13 protein-coding genes are annotated in these 13,738 nt (G+C 54.2%); 12 read left to right on the top strand and 1 reads right to left on the bottom strand.

Annotated elements, in window-relative coordinates; all coding sequences use genetic code 11:
- Window positions 1–220 precede the first annotated feature (220 nt).
- Window positions 221–2,119, top strand: a complete 1,899-nt coding sequence (locus Q2B33_RS08730) for a helix-turn-helix transcriptional regulator (protein WP_300571991.1) — start codon at window positions 221–223, stop codon at window positions 2,117–2,119.
- Here the strand turns inward: Q2B33_RS08730 and Q2B33_RS08725 are convergent.
- The gene (locus tag Q2B33_RS08725; protein WP_300571993.1) at window positions 2,111–2,311 is read right to left on the bottom strand and encodes a hypothetical protein; all 201 of its coding nucleotides are present in this window, start codon (window positions 2,309–2,311) and stop codon (window positions 2,111–2,113) included. The two genes, Q2B33_RS08730 and Q2B33_RS08725, sit on opposite strands and share 9 nt — an antisense overlap.
- A gap of 266 nt (window positions 2,312–2,577) precedes the next feature.
- Here Q2B33_RS08725 and Q2B33_RS08720 point away from each other — a divergent pair, with 266 nt between their 5' ends.
- The 11 genes from Q2B33_RS08720 to Q2B33_RS08670 all read left to right on the top strand — a co-directional run bounded on the left by Q2B33_RS08720 (window position 2,578) and on the right by Q2B33_RS08670 (window position 13,472).
- The gene (locus Q2B33_RS08720; RefSeq protein ID WP_300571995.1) at window positions 2,578–3,033 is read left to right on the top strand and encodes a hypothetical protein; all 456 of its coding nucleotides are present in this window, start codon (window positions 2,578–2,580) and stop codon (window positions 3,031–3,033) included.
- A 271-nt stretch (window positions 3,034–3,304) separates the two neighbouring features.
- On the top strand, window positions 3,305–3,868 hold the full coding sequence (locus Q2B33_RS08715) for a hypothetical protein (protein WP_300571997.1): 564 nt from the start codon (window positions 3,305–3,307) through the stop codon (window positions 3,866–3,868).
- A gap of 136 nt (window positions 3,869–4,004) precedes the next feature.
- Window positions 4,005–4,613 (top strand): hypothetical protein, encoded by a 609-nt coding sequence (locus Q2B33_RS08710; protein WP_300774049.1) that lies wholly within the window; start codon window positions 4,005–4,007, stop codon window positions 4,611–4,613.
- A 309-nt stretch (window positions 4,614–4,922) separates the two neighbouring features.
- Window positions 4,923–6,257, top strand: a complete 1,335-nt coding sequence (locus tag Q2B33_RS08705) for an MATE family efflux transporter (protein ID WP_300572001.1) — start codon at window positions 4,923–4,925, stop codon at window positions 6,255–6,257.
- Between the two features lie 190 nt (window positions 6,258–6,447).
- Window positions 6,448–7,437 carry a transposase gene (locus tag Q2B33_RS08700; protein ID WP_300572004.1) on the top strand — a complete coding sequence of 330 codons (990 nt, stop codon included), beginning with the start codon at window positions 6,448–6,450 and terminating at the stop codon, window positions 7,435–7,437.
- A 447-nt stretch (window positions 7,438–7,884) separates the two neighbouring features.
- Window positions 7,885–8,553, top strand: a complete 669-nt coding sequence (locus tag Q2B33_RS08695; RefSeq protein WP_300572006.1) for a hypothetical protein — start codon at window positions 7,885–7,887, stop codon at window positions 8,551–8,553.
- A 75-nt stretch (window positions 8,554–8,628) separates the two neighbouring features.
- Entirely contained in the window at window positions 8,629–9,816 is a 1,188-nt protein-coding gene (gene nspC / locus Q2B33_RS08690) for a carboxynorspermidine decarboxylase (RefSeq protein ID WP_330684703.1), read from the top strand.
- Between the two features lie 543 nt (window positions 9,817–10,359).
- Window positions 10,360–11,454, top strand: a complete 1,095-nt coding sequence (aguA, locus tag Q2B33_RS08685; RefSeq protein WP_300572008.1) for an agmatine deiminase — start codon at window positions 10,360–10,362, stop codon at window positions 11,452–11,454.
- 315 nt (window positions 11,455–11,769) lie between these two features.
- Complete coding sequence (aguB, locus tag Q2B33_RS08680) at window positions 11,770–12,651, top strand: N-carbamoylputrescine amidase (protein ID WP_300572010.1); 882 nt, start codon at window positions 11,770–11,772, stop codon at window positions 12,649–12,651.
- A 144-nt stretch (window positions 12,652–12,795) separates the two neighbouring features.
- Window positions 12,796–13,071 carry an AbrB/MazE/SpoVT family DNA-binding domain-containing protein gene (locus tag Q2B33_RS08675; protein WP_296455623.1) on the top strand — a complete coding sequence of 92 codons (276 nt, stop codon included), beginning with the start codon at window positions 12,796–12,798 and terminating at the stop codon, window positions 13,069–13,071.
- Entirely contained in the window at window positions 13,068–13,472 is a 405-nt protein-coding gene (locus tag Q2B33_RS08670; protein ID WP_296455620.1) for a putative toxin-antitoxin system toxin component, PIN family, read from the top strand. The genes Q2B33_RS08675 and Q2B33_RS08670 overlap by 4 nt, the downstream gene beginning before the upstream one ends.
- The last annotated feature ends 266 nt before the right edge of the window (window positions 13,473–13,738 follow it).

The raw sequence follows: 13,738 nt of genomic DNA, 5'->3' as shown, positions 1-13,738 counted from the left end.
TGCCGGTAAATGAATTATCAAACATTTGCAATCGACACAAGGATTGACCCGGCTGCGGATCCTTGCTATACTGAAGATACACCTATGATATACTGCAGACCGCCAGGATTTACAGTGGCGTCCCCGGGAAAGCGGCTGGTCGGCGGTCTGCAGTCGGGTTGTACTGCAAATTTGACCGGTGCGCAGTATAAAAAGCGGGATCCGCGGCATGGAGGCGGTTATGGGAAATCATGAGGACGCAGAGTCCGGAATCAAGTTCGAGAGGGAATATAATCAGATATGCGGCAAGATGCTGCAGGAGGAGCGGGAGAAAAGGGGCATATCCAGGGAGGAGCTGGCAAGGGGCATCCTCAGCAAGACGGCCCTGGGCCACATGGAAACCGGCAGGATAGGCTGGACAAAGCTGCCCGGGGATACACTGATGCACCGCATGGGCGTGGGCACGGACTACTTTGAGGTGGTGGCCTCCGCGGAAGAGCTGGACAGGTGGCGCAGACGGGAGGACATCTGCCTCCTGCTGCCCGCCAGGCCCGGGGAGGCGGTGGGGAAGCTGCGGGAATACAGGCATGTGTACGGGAAAAGGGAGCCCCTGGAGGAACAGTTCCTATGTAAGGCGGAGGCGCTCCTGGCGCTCCTGGACTGGAGGCGGGACGGGGAGGAGGCAGATGCCGCCAGGCTGTCCGACATGGCCCGGAGGGCGGTGTGCTGTACGGTTCCGGAGGGCTGGGAGCGGGGGATGGAGGATCTGTGGCTGGCCCCGTCGGAGCTGGAGGCAGTGCTCCTGGAGGCCGCGGCGCGGATGGTTCGGGGCAGGGAGGAGGAAGCCTGGGAGCTCTGGCAGGCTGTCCGCAGGTACCCGAAGGCGCACCATTGGCGGGAGCGGGTGGAGGCCCTGATAGCGCCCCAGACGGCCATGCTGGGCATATGGCTGTCGCTGCAGGGCCGGAGAGGGATTGGGCAGCCCGTATTCGCCTTTGCCAGGGAGGCCCTGGAAATGCTGCGCAGGAACAACAGCCACAGCTACCTGCTGCCATTGCTGGAGCTGATGGGGCGGATGCGGCCCCGGGACGGGGGGGAGGCGGCATACCTGGAGCAGGCGGCGGAGTTCCGGGAGGCCTTCCGGAGGCTGTATGAATGGTTCGGTTATCCGGGATACCGGATCTGGCAGGGGATTTCCGTGGACAATACCAGGGAGATCGGCGTGGTGCTGCGGATGCTGCGCAAATGCGAGGGGAAATCCCGGGCCCGGGCCATCCATGACGAAGAGGGAATCATCGTGACGGAACGGCAGCTGGAGAAGATAGAGAAAGGAGTCCACAAGCCCTCCTATGAGAACTACCAGCGGTTGATGCGGCAGTACGGGAAATGCGGCGGCTGGAAGACGGCCATGGTGGAGGCGGACTCCGTGGAGGTGCTGGAATTACGGCAGCAGATTTCTACCTTGATCAGGCTTTGCGAATGGGACAGGGTATGGATAGAGATAGAGAGGTTCCGCAGGAAGGTAGACGCGGCATATCCGAGGGTGAGGCAGGAGCTGCTGTTCTGGGAGGCGTTGATGAAGTGGAAGAAAGAGGGCGCGCTGGAGGAGGCGCTGGAGACGTTGTTCCAGGCGCTGCACTGCACGGTGCCTCCGGAGGAGGGCAGGGACCTGAAATGGTGGGTGTTCGAGCGGGAGGAGAGCATCATCGCCAGCAATATCGCTTCGGTCTACCGTAGGCTGGGACGTTTGGAGGAGGCTGGGAAATGGTTTGACACGGTTATGTTTTCTTTGGAGCAGCAGAGGGGCAGGACGGGGATAGCACATAGTGGATATGGCATCTTGATGGATGGGTATGACAATTATTTGGATGACAGAGGATGCCTGAAGACAGCGGTGAAAATGAATGAGGAGACCATTTGCAATTGTCTCAAATGGCCCCTGATTGATTCCGTTGCTTCGATGCTTTATCGATATGCGTGGAATTCATATGAAATAGCTTCGAAAGAGCCGAAGTTGTTTGATGTTTTGCGGCCAAAATGGAATAATGCTTTCCGGTTATGCCAGTCTTTGGTGCGGTTTAGATATGATTACAATTTTGAGGAATTTTTACAGGTCAGAGAGGCGAAATTTTTACCATGAATTCCATTCATCTTTGTCGGCAAAAGTTTTTGCCCCAATCCCATCTGCCGGAGTTTCCGTCGCATCCGGAGCCGGACTGGCAGTCGGGACAGGCTCTTTCGGCTCCGGGGTCGTATCCGGAAGTACAGTGGCATACAGCGCCAGGCCCAGGGCAAATGAAAACAGAATAGATTTTAAGGTTTTGTGCTTCATAAATGACTTCCTCCTTTGTCTATATATTGGCTTTATTGTACCATGAAGACGGAATACAATGCAATATGTCGTATTAGTTGCGAAAAAAGAAACTAATACGACGTATTGCAGCATTGTAGTAAATCGTGTACTATAACGATATAACCGATGGCCGGACGCAAAGCCGTTCCGCCTGAGCGGTTATACCAGAATTAACTTAACTCGTTGCTCTGCAGACTACAAGTTATGATTAAGGCAAACAAACGAAAGACGAGGAGGTAAAGAGTATGTTCAAAAAGATGAGAAGATTGTTTTCGGTTGCATTGGTGCTTTCCATGCTGACAGCTACAGGCCTGCAGGTAGGAGCCTACGACCTTTCGGAGTTCGAGAAGAGCCTGGAACCCTATGCGGAGGAGCACGATAATGAGGACTGCCTGGGCGAAGTGGTCGAAAACGTCCCGCTGGATAATGGCATCTCTCCACGTATGATGTGTCCAGACTGCTCATGGTTTATGGTATCTGTCTGCGCGGATCAACGTATTTTGACTGACCATGGCTATCACAGAGGCTTTTTAGGGATATTTGAGACGGACTGTTATGCGTATTATTATAGCAGCAAGGGTGCAATCATGTGTCCATACTGTTATGCTATAGGATATGAGGGGGAGTATCATGCTTGCTGGGAAAGTCATGGAAAATGCTCCAAAGGGGAATACGATGTGTGTCCTATGGAGGAATCATAAGGAAACCATAGGATAAGGGGCTGAGATAGACACAAAGAAATGTGTGGAAAGGCGAGCGGGAGGGGGACTCCTCCCACTTGTGATTAGGCCATCTGAGGTGATGGAAATCGATATGAAACAGACAGGCGGCATCTTGTAGTGATTTATTGGCGATTGGCTAGGGGTGTATTGGGCGTATTGGAAACTAATACGACGTATTGTGCATTTATTAAAAACAATCTATAATGATTATACAAATATATTTTTAACGCTTTATTAGGAGGTGCATCTCATGAAGAAAAAGACATCTTTGTTAATGGCAGCTGTTATCGTATTGGTCATTGTCGTCCTTGCCTTTGCGGCATATTTTATGCTGGCCAGGAAGGAGAGCGGGCCTAAGGCAGTGCCGCTGGATGAGCTGAGCGCGGACGGCGAATACCAGTTCGGCGAGTTAGCGTGGGGGGCGTCTCTGGAGGATGTGAAAAAGGCCCTGCCATATGAGCTTACGGAGGGCATGAAATGGGAAGCCGATGGCGAGTACATCGAATACAATGCAGATACCCCTTTCGAGCTGGGGGGCCGCAGCGCCACTGCCGCCTTTGAGTTCCATGATGGCGGCCTGTCAACGGTCAAATTCAGCTTCCATCTGGGGGAGGACTACGAGGAATGGATTGCGGAGCAGGTGCAGACGCTGACATCGCTGTATGGGCAGGAAACGGACAAAATGGAAAATTCTTCCGATGGGTATGCAAGCAAAGGCTACAGGTGGGACACGGAAAACACGTCGCTGCAGATTATCCTGATGACCGGAGATAAGATAAAACCGTCCGGCACGATTGTTGTCGGGGTAAAATAACCGAGTAAAATAACATTATTTTGATAAGTATGTAACTTGTTATGAACAGACGCCATACAATGCCCCGTTAACATTTTGGACATATAATCAGCTGAGCAATAATAGTTACAAAGCAATTTCTAAATTTTAGAGGTGTATGATGAAGAAAACCAATAAACTGATTTTTATTTTGTTTGCTATGATATTGCTGTTTGGTTGTGGGAAATCGGAGGATAAGACCAATAGTAACATGGAATCGAAAAATGAGACAGTTGTCAATGAAAGCTTAGGAATTCAGCAATTCCGAATGACAAATGCATTTGATTCCAATTTTGAGCTTGATTATGAGAATCATTACATAATGGCATTGGAAAATGTCGAAGTGAAAGGCATTCCTATCGATTCTATTAAATACAATCGTGTTTTAGAATATCAATTAGTCAGGGTACATGCGGCGGTGTATGCAGGAAATGAAAAATGGGTATTGGTCAGCTATCTCACATTTGATGGCGGCGATAATATAGGTTGGGTAAAAGTATCTGATTTGACCGAGTACACAAATGATACCAAAGAAAAACTCCTGTTTCCGGTAACTGTTTCTGCTGACTGTAAGGATATTGATACAGGAGAAAAAGTGGATGACAATGATTGGAAAATAACGTCCATGGAAGGAGAAATCATTACTATAACAAAAGTTGGTGGAATAGACCATAAGGTCAAGCTAGAAGATATTGTTTATCCTGATACATTCAAGGGTGCAGAATAAATGATATGATATTCAGAAGCACCGAAGTTCGGTGCTTCTGTTGTGTTGATTGATTCTGAAATCGAGGTTGCAATATCCAAAGAGGGATGGGATGCATGGAGAGAGGCAGAAGCCAACTCTGATTTGCCCAGCCGATTTTGCTTGCATTTTGACCGGAAATATGGTATAAAAATTCTATAAAACCCTCCGGGGAGTGGATTTTTCAAGAGAAATCTTTTTTCGCCACGCAGTCGCAAAGAGTGACTGCGTGGCTTTTTTGCGCGGACAGGCGAGGCCGCTTCCGGGGCGGGAAGGAGAAGGGAGAAAAGGATGGATCAGACATTTATGAAAGAAAAGAGGATACTGCCGCTGGTGGTGTCCATGTCCCTGCCCATGGTGCTGTCCATGGCGGTGAACGCGCTGTACAATATCATCGACAGCTATTTCGTGGCGAAGGTCAGCGAGGAGGCCATGACCGCGCTGGCTTTGGTGTATCCGGTGCAGAACCTGATCAATGCCGTCGCCATCGGCTTCGGGGTGGGCATGAACGCCGTCATCGCCTTCTATCTGGGGGCGGGGGAGCAGGAGAGGTCCAATCGGGCCGCCACGGTGGGGACGCTCCTGAGCTTCCTCCAGGGCATCCTGCTGGCAGCAGTCTGTATCCTGGGGATGCCGGTGTTCCTGCGGAATTTCACTGCCAGTGGAGCCATCGGCGAGCTGGCGCTGTGCTATGCGGACAGGGCTTTCCTCTTTTCCCCTGTCATCGCCCTGGGGTTGTCTTTTGAAAAGATTTTTCAGGCAGCGGGGAAGATGAAAGTCTCCATGTTCAGCATGCTGTGCGGCTGCGTGGCAAATATCCTGCTGGACCCCCTGATGATATTCGGGGCGGGCCCGATTCCCGCCATGGGCATCGCCGGGGCGGCCTATGCCACCGGAATCGGACAGTGCGTCACTTTGGCGGTGTACCTGTTGTTCTATGTGCTGCGGCCCATCCCGGTGCGGCTGGGAAGGAAATATATGGTCTTCGAGGCCGGAATCGTGAAAAAGCTGTACTCCGTGGGGATATCGGCCACCCTGAACCTGGCCCTGCCCTCCCTGTTGATTACGGTGCTGAACGGGCTGCTGGCCGGTTTCTCGGAGAAATATGTGCTGGTGCTGGGGGTGTATTACAAGCTGCAGACCTTCATCTATCTCACCGCCAACGGCATCATCCAGGGCATAAGGCCTCTGCTTGGCTACAATTACGGCGCAGGGGAATACGGGCGGGTGCGGAGGATCTACCGCACGGCCCTGGCCATGAACATGGGAATCATGCTGGCGGGCACCGTGGTCTCCTGGCTGATGCCGGAAGCTCTGATCGGCCTGTTCACGGACAGCCCGGATACCATAGGGATCGGCGGGACGGCCCTGCGGATCATCAGCCTGGGATTCGTCCTGTCGGCATGCTCCGTCACCTGCTGCGGCGCGCTGGAGGGCCTGGGCAGGGGAGGGCAGTCCCTGGCGATCTCCCTGTTGCGCTACGGGGCGGTGATCATCCCGGCGGCGTACCTGTTCACCGCCTTTCTGGGGGCGGACGGGGTATGGTGGGCGTTCTGCTTTACGGAATGGGTGACCGCGGGATGTGCCGTGCTGATCTACAGGCGGCTGCGGCTGGAGCAGGGGTGAGGGGATGAGGCTGAGGAAAATGCGGGAATTATGTCAACACATTTCCGAAAGAAAAAACAGCGGTGAAAAATAACGTTATCGAAGAAGCGGCTCAGATACGCTTGAAAAAAGCCAGCTCCTTTAGTATAATGGAACCGTGGCAGAGACGGGAATCTGATGGGAGGTCTGCCAGTCATGAGAAAGGCGGTAGATGCCATTGAGAGCAGATGCGATTACAAAGGATTATGTAAAAGATGCAGGCGTGTTTGCCGATATTTTTAATTACTATATTTACGGCGGGCGGCGGGTGATTCTACCGGAGCAGCTCACGGAGCGTGATTCCACGAAGATAGCGCTGCCATACGGTGCGGACGGCGCAGTAGTTCCCGTCCAGAAATTCCGCGATGTGCAGAAGCTGTATGCGGCAATGACGGATGGGAAGATGGAATATGTCCTTTATGGCGCGGAGAACCAGGCAGAGATTCATTATGCCATGGCTGTAAGGAACAATCTCTATGACGCGCTGGAGTATGCAGGGCAGGTGGAAGAGGCGGCAAAGTCACACAGGAAGGAAATGAAGCGGAAAAAGGAGCAGGGGGAAACTCCTGCCGGTGAGGATAGAAAAACGCCAGGAGCAGGTGAATTCTTAAGCGGTTTTTGGGCTGAAGACAGACTGATACCATCCATCACGGTGACTATATTTTTCGGCTCGGAAGAGTGGGATGGGCCGTTAAGCCTGTTTGATATGATGGATGTGTCAGACCCGGAGGTGCTTGCCTGCATGGACAATTACCATGTGCGGCTGATTGCTCCGGCGCAGATGGCGGATGAGGAAATCATGAAATTCCAGTCCAGCCTGCGGGAGGTCATGCTGTTCATCAAGTATTCGAAGGATAAGGAAAACTTAAGCAGGGTGCTGGCGGCCAATGAAAGGCGTTTCCGGAAAGTGGAGCGCAGGGCGGCAGATGTGATTGAAGCGATTACAAATTCGGGCATAAAATATGATGAAGAAGACGAGGTGGTTAATGTGTGCCAGGCGATTCAGGAAATGAGGAAAGAATCCGAGCAGGATGGAAGGCTTATGCAGGCTCAGGAAAGCGCTAAAAAGTTATATGAGATGGGGCTTGATGCGGAGAAGATAGCTCAGGCGGTTGGTTATGCTGTGGAAACAGTAAAGGGATGGCTTGGGCTTCGGGCATAATGCATAGTGATATCAGACATTCAAAGGGGACAGGAATCATGTTATTGAAATTGATTACGCCCCATTCGCTGCGGTTGATTCTTCATATGTAAATGTTTTTTCTTGGGAGCGGATAAGGGGCATTCCTCCTTTCGTCACAAAAAGGCTAAGTTTTTCAGCTTAGCCCTTTGCTTTTTATTTCCCACTTATGGTAGGGTACATCGCTTTTTTGGCTCCCACTCATGGTAGGGTACACCGCTTCTTTAACTCCCACTTTATGGTAGGGTACACCGCTTCTTTGGGACATTTCTGTCCTCTATCAGTATTATACGAAAATGCGGGAATTATGTCAACACATTTCCGACAGATAAAAAACAGCTTGAATAGCCCGGGCAGCCATGGTAGTATAGACATACCATGGACGGAAGCTCCGAGGGGGCGTTCCGTACCTGAAAGAGGAGAATGGACATGGCGACATGGATAGTACATCTGCGGATAGCGGACCGGCTTTTGGACTGCCTGGAGGGAATCGCGCAGACCCAGTTCGTGGTGGGGAACATCGCGCCGGACAGCGGCCTGCCCAATGCGGACTGGACGGCTTATACGCCGGACAGCAGGGTGTCCCATTTCCGGATAAACAGGGATGGGGAGCCCAAGGAGATTGATGTCCGGGCTTTCCTGGACCGGTATTTCAGCGAAGGACAGCGGCAGGCCTACAACGTGGAGGAATACTCTTTCTTCCTGGGTTACCTGGTCCATCTGCTGACCGACCAGGAATGGGCCTGGCGTATCTACCGGCCGGAACTGGCAAAGCATTCCCAGGCATTTGACGGGGACAGGGACGAACTGAACCGTGCCATGAAAAGGGACTGGTACGACCTGGATTTTGTCTATCTGAAAAAGCATCCGGACTTTCGGGCGTTTGCCGTCTATGAGGCCGCCCAGGGCTTCGTGAATTCCTACATGGATATCTTCGGAAGGGATGCCTTTGACGACCGCAGGGTGTATATCACGGGCTTTTACAGGGCCGGGAGGGAGAACCTGGAGCGGGAGTATCCCTATCTGACGGAAAAAGAGATGGATGCCTTCGTGGAGGACTGTGCCAGGACGGTGCTGGAAAGGCTCAGGAGGATTTGACGGCGCAGACAATCCCGCACCGCAAAGGCTTCGCAAAAAGGGGTTTATGGATTGCGCGCATCAGGAGGACAGAAAATGACAGAAGCGGAATGGGCGGACATGGAGCGGCTTTTGCCCACGCCCTGCTACGTGGTGGACGAAGCTCTGATAGAAGAAAACCTGAAGATACTGAAGGGCGTCATGGACCGGACAGGAGCCAGGATCCTGCTGGCCCAGAAGGCCTTTTCCATGTACGCCCTGTATCCCCTGATCGGGGAGTACCTCTGCGGCGCCACGGCCAGCGGCCTGTACGAGGCCAGGCTCTGCGCCGAGGAGATGGCAAAGCCCCTTAGGGCCCGGGGCAGGAAGGTGGAGAACCATATTTTCTCGCCCGCATATAAAGAAGCGGAATTCCGTGAAATCCTGCGCTGCTGCGACCATATCGTCTTCAATTCCTGGAAGCAGGCGGAGCGGTTCGGCCCCGGGGCAAAGGCGGCGGGGAAGAGCATGGGGCTGCGCATCAATCCGGAGCGCTCCACCCAGGAGGGGCACGCCATCTATGACCCCTGCGCCCCGGGCTCCCGGCTGGGGGTGACCCTGGAAGCCTTTGAGGCCGGGCTGCATCGTGGTTCCTTACAGCTTCTGGACGGTCTGCATTTCCACACCCTCTGCGAGCAGGACGCCGATGCCCTGGAGGCCACCCTGGAGGCGGTGGAGGAGAAGTTCGGCAGATACCTGGCCGGCATGAGATGGATCAATTTCGGCGGCGGCCATCATATCACCCGGCCGGGCTATGATATACCCAGGCTGGAGCGCTGCATCGGGAGGATGCAGGACAGATACGGGCTGACGGTGTATCTGGAGCCCGGGGAGGCGGTGGCGCTGAACGCCGGATTTCTGATCGCGGAGGTGCTGGAAACCCTCCACAACGGTATGGACATAGCCATCCTGGACACCTCCGCGGCCTGCCACATGCCGGACGTGCTGGAGATGCCCTACAGGCCGCCTCTGCGGGGAAGCGGGGAGCCGGGGGAGAAGGCCTGCACTTACCGCCTGGGCGGGCCCACCTGCCTGGCCGGGGACATCATCGGGGACTATTCCTTCGACAGGCCCTTGAAGGAGGGGGACAGGCTGGTATTCCAGGACATGGCCATCTATTCCATGGTGAAGAACAACACCTTCAACGGGATGCCCCTGCCGGCCATTGCCCTGCGCAGGAAAAACGGGGAATGCGCCATCGTGAAGGAGTTCGGCTACCGGGATTTCAGAGAGAGGCTGTCATAGCGGAGCGGCAGGGGGAAATCTTTCCATGTTTTCCATGACATCAAAAGAGCCCGGTGCCCCAGGCTCTTTCAAGGAGTGAAATAATATAAAGAAAACATGAAAGGGAAAGGTTATCTATGGTGAAACCGCTTACGCAGTATTGTTGTTTCCTTTATTATCCATTGTAGGCTGAAAATGTGTTCAAAGTTTGACCATGGGCTTAAGGATTTATAAACTGTGAGCGAAAAGCGCTTTTCGGCGTTGGGGGCGGGGGCGGGCGTTTTTTGCGACACAAAAAGGATCCGGCATCCCGGATCCTTTAAAGGAGTAAAATATAAAAGAAAACATGAAAGGGAAAGGTTTTATAGTAAAACCGCTTGCGCGGTATTGCTATTAGTCGAAGCTGACAGAACCCTGACCATTGTTTATCAAAATTCAACAGCTCCTTTGTTTATGTCTCTATCATACCCTGAAAATGTGTCTAAAGTTTGACCTTGGACTTAAGGAATTATAAAAAAAATAATTAAAAAAATTAAGGAATTTTTTTCCGGAGAGGGTTAAGTCATGGAAATCATCAAAGCTTCCACTCCGTCCGCGGACGGCTTCCGGATGCCCGCGGAGTTCGAGCCCCATCAGGGCTGCATCCTGATATTCCCGGAGAGGGCGGACTCCTGGCAGTACGGCGGATACGCGGCCAGAAGGGCCTTCGCGGAGGTGGCCGAGGCCATCGCCAGGTCGGAGCAGGTGACGGTCTGCGCCAGCGGGGCCCAGTACGACAATGCCAGAGCCCTGCTCCCCGCCCATATCCGGGTGGTGGAGATGTCCAGCAATGACGCCTGGGCCAGGGACTACGCGCCCACCTTTGTAAAAAACGACACAGGTGTCATAAGAGGCATAGACTGGGGCTTCAACGCCTGGGGAGGCCTCCACGACGGCCTGTACTTCCCCTGGGACAAGGACGACCAGATGGCGCGGAAGCTCTGCGACCTGCTGGAGAAGGACGTGTACTGCAAGCGGGACTTCATCCTGGAGGGCGGCTCCATCCATGTGGACGGGGAGGGGACCTGCATGGTGACGGAGAGCTGCCTGCTGAGCGGAGGGCGGAATCCGGCGCTTTCCAGGGAAGAAATTGAGGAGGTGCTGCGGGCGTATCTGAACGTATCGAAGATCCTCTGGCTGCCCCGGGGCATCTACAACGACGAGACCAACGAGCATGTGGACAATATCTGCGCCTTCACCGCGCCGGGGGAGGTGGTGCTGGCCTGGACGGAGGACCGGACGGACGTGCAGTACGCCATGTCCAGGGCCTGCCTGGATTACCTGGAGCAGGCCCTGGACGCGAAGGGCAGGAGAATCAGAGTGCACAAGCTGCCCCTGCCGCAGCCCGTGACCGTCACGGAGGAGGAGTGCCGGGGGCTGGACGCCTGCCGGGACCAGCCCACCAGGACGGCGGGGGAGCGGCTGGCGGCCTCCTATGTGAACTTCTACATCGCCAACGGCAGCATCGTGATGCCGGGCTTCGGGGATCCTGCCGACCAGGCGGCGAAGGAGATCCTGCAGGGGCTGTTTCCGGACAGGGAGGTGGTGCAGATCTACGCCCGGGATATCCTGATCGGGGGCGGGAACATCCACTGCATCACCCAGCAGGTGCCGGTGTGAGAAGAAGTTCTAGGGGGCCAAGAGAGGGCATAGCCCACCTCTTTAGGACGTCCGCCAGGAACTTCCAGGCTCTCAAAGCGAACAAGGTTCGCTTGCGAATACGACTCGCTTGCAAATACGACTCGCTTGCGAACAAGTTCGCTTTGCGAGCCGGTTTCACAGGTCAGAATGCCCAAGCGAACAAGGCTTGCTTTGTGAGGGCATTCTTCCAGGTTGCGGCGGTTTGCCGGCTGGTTGTGCTGCTGGGGATGGTATGTTGGAAGGATTGGCGGATATATTGAGGTATTTGCATTTTGATAGAAAGGTGGAGGATGTATGGGACAGGAGTTGACGGTGGCGGCGGTGCAGATGTACTGCAACCGTTCCAGGGAGGAGAACCTGGCGGCGGCGGAAGGATGGATACGGCAGGCAGCCGGGGACGGTGCCCAGGTGATTCTGCTGCCGGAGCTTTTCGAAACATGGTATTTCTGCCAGGAGCGGAATTATGATTCCTACAGGCTGGCCATGACGGTGTGGGAGAATCCGGCGGTGTGCCGGCTGCGCCAGGTGGCCGCAGAACTGAAGGTGGTGCTGCCGGTGAGCTTCTTCGAGCGGGCGGGGAACGTGACCTACAATTCCGTGGCCATGATCGACGCGGACGGGGAGCTGAAGGGCGTATACCGCAAGACCCATATCCCCGACGACCATTTCTACCAGGAGAAATTCTACTTCACCCCGGGGAATACGGGCTTCCAGGTCTGGGACACTGCCTACGGCAAAATCGGCCTGGGCATCTGTTGGGACCAGTGGTTCCCGGAGGCGGCCCGGTGCATGGCCCTGATGGGGGCGCAGATTCTGCTCTATCCCACGGCCATCGGCTCCGAGCCCATCATAGAGTGCGACAGCATGCCCCACTGGCGGCGCTGCATGCAGGGCCACGCCGCGGCCAATGTGGTGCCGGTAGTTGCGGCTAACCGCATCGGGCAGGAGACCGTGGCGCCCTCAAAGGAGAACAACGGCCAGTCCTCTGCCCTGACCTTCTACGGCTCCTCCTTCATCACGGACGAGACAGGGGAGATCCTGGAGGACGCGGGCAGGGACCAGGAGAAGGCGATCATGCATACCTTCGGCCTGGATGCCATAGAAGAGATGCGCTTCAGCTGGGGGCTGTTCCGGGACAGGAGGCCGGAGATGTACGGGGAGATCTGCTGTCGGTGAGGGCGTCCGAAAAACAAATTTCATTCAGCAATTTTATTTGATTTTTTCATGACAGCCGCATATAATAAAAGTAGGGAAATCCCTACTTTCCGTGTCATGTAATGATGGAAGGATGGTTATCCAAAAAGACAGGAGGCGAAAGATATGTACGCACACGCTTTTGTTGACAACGCAAAGGTGATGGCAAAAGGCCAGGTCACCATTCCGAAGGATATCCGTAAGGTGCTTGGCGTAACAAGCGGAGACCGGATTTCTTTTATTGTGGAAGGAGGTACTGTCCGCATTGTGAACTCAGCCGTCTATGCCATGCAGATGCTCCAAAGTGAAATGGTGGGAGAGGCGGAACGTGCCGGTCTTATGTCTGATGACGATGTCATGGCGCTTGTGAAAGAATTAAGGAATGAGGACGAAAATCTATGAGGGTCCTGATTGATACAAATGTCCTCATATCTGCGGCGTTAAGCGCCAGTGGCGTGCCTTATCAGGCTTATGTAAAAGCTGCTTCCTATCCTAACCACGGTCTGATCTGTGAGCAGAATGTAGACGAAATGAAGCGGGTATTCAATAAGAAATTTCCGATGCGACTTGCCGCATTGGACAGATTTCTCTCAACCGCACTGCTGACACTGGAATTGGTGCCGGTTCCAGTGGATGAAGATGTATCGGAATCCCAGATTAGGGATGTAAAGGACCGCCCGATTTTACGTGCAGCGCTTATGGCAAAGGCAGATATCCTTGTGACTGGCGATAAGGATTTTTTGGAATCCGGTTTGGAACATCCTGAAATCATGGCACCGGCCGAATTCCTCGAGAGGGGCTGATGCCATGACAGTTGCGCAAAACGGGCAGGAGGCTGCGCTGCCTCCCGCTCACTCCACCAGCTTCGCATTGGGATAGATCCGCTCCATCCGCTCATCCGGGAAATGCTCGTCCAAAAAGGCGGTCAGCGGATCATCATCCTGGGCCCTGTCGGCGGAGGCAGCGCTTTCAGCCGTTTCTTTCCCGGCGCCGTCCGTATGCCGCTGCGTATACCTTGCCAGCGCCAGGGAGGAGACGGCCATATTCAAGACCATGAACACAATCAGGC

The sequence above is a fragment of the uncultured Acetatifactor sp. genome (assembly GCF_948601915.1).
Classification (GTDB): Bacteria; Bacillota; Clostridia; order Lachnospirales; family Lachnospiraceae; genus Acetatifactor.
Note: the sequence above shows the minus strand (reverse complement) of the source record. Positions and strands in the feature narration are given on the sequence as shown.

Excerpts from the sequence above, each read along its gene's own strand:
- nspC (WP_330684703.1), top strand. The coding sequence starts at position 8,629 with ATGACAGAAGCGGAATGGGCGGACATGGAGCGGCTTTTGCCCACGCCC.
- Q2B33_RS08725 (WP_300571993.1), bottom strand. The coding sequence starts at position 2,311 with ATGAAGCACAAAACCTTAAAATCTATTCTGTTTTCATTTGCCCTGGGC.
- Q2B33_RS08670 (WP_296455620.1), top strand. The coding sequence starts at position 13,068 with ATGAGGGTCCTGATTGATACAAATGTCCTCATATCTGCGGCGTTAAGC.
- Q2B33_RS08720 (WP_300571995.1), top strand. The coding sequence starts at position 2,578 with ATGTTCAAAAAGATGAGAAGATTGTTTTCGGTTGCATTGGTGCTTTCC.
- aguA (WP_300572008.1), top strand. The coding sequence starts at position 10,360 with ATGGAAATCATCAAAGCTTCCACTCCGTCCGCGGACGGCTTCCGGATG.
- Q2B33_RS08710 (WP_300774049.1), top strand. The coding sequence starts at position 4,005 with ATGATGAAGAAAACCAATAAACTGATTTTTATTTTGTTTGCTATGATA.
- Q2B33_RS08700 (WP_300572004.1), top strand. The coding sequence starts at position 6,448 with ATGCCATTGAGAGCAGATGCGATTACAAAGGATTATGTAAAAGATGCA.
- Q2B33_RS08695 (WP_300572006.1), top strand. The coding sequence starts at position 7,885 with ATGGCGACATGGATAGTACATCTGCGGATAGCGGACCGGCTTTTGGAC.
- Q2B33_RS08705 (WP_300572001.1), top strand. The coding sequence starts at position 4,923 with ATGGATCAGACATTTATGAAAGAAAAGAGGATACTGCCGCTGGTGGTG.
- Q2B33_RS08730 (WP_300571991.1), top strand. The coding sequence starts at position 221 with ATGGGAAATCATGAGGACGCAGAGTCCGGAATCAAGTTCGAGAGGGAA.
- Q2B33_RS08675 (WP_296455623.1), top strand. The coding sequence starts at position 12,796 with ATGTACGCACACGCTTTTGTTGACAACGCAAAGGTGATGGCAAAAGGC.
- aguB (WP_300572010.1), top strand. The coding sequence starts at position 11,770 with ATGGGACAGGAGTTGACGGTGGCGGCGGTGCAGATGTACTGCAACCGT.
- Q2B33_RS08715 (WP_300571997.1), top strand. The coding sequence starts at position 3,305 with ATGAAGAAAAAGACATCTTTGTTAATGGCAGCTGTTATCGTATTGGTC.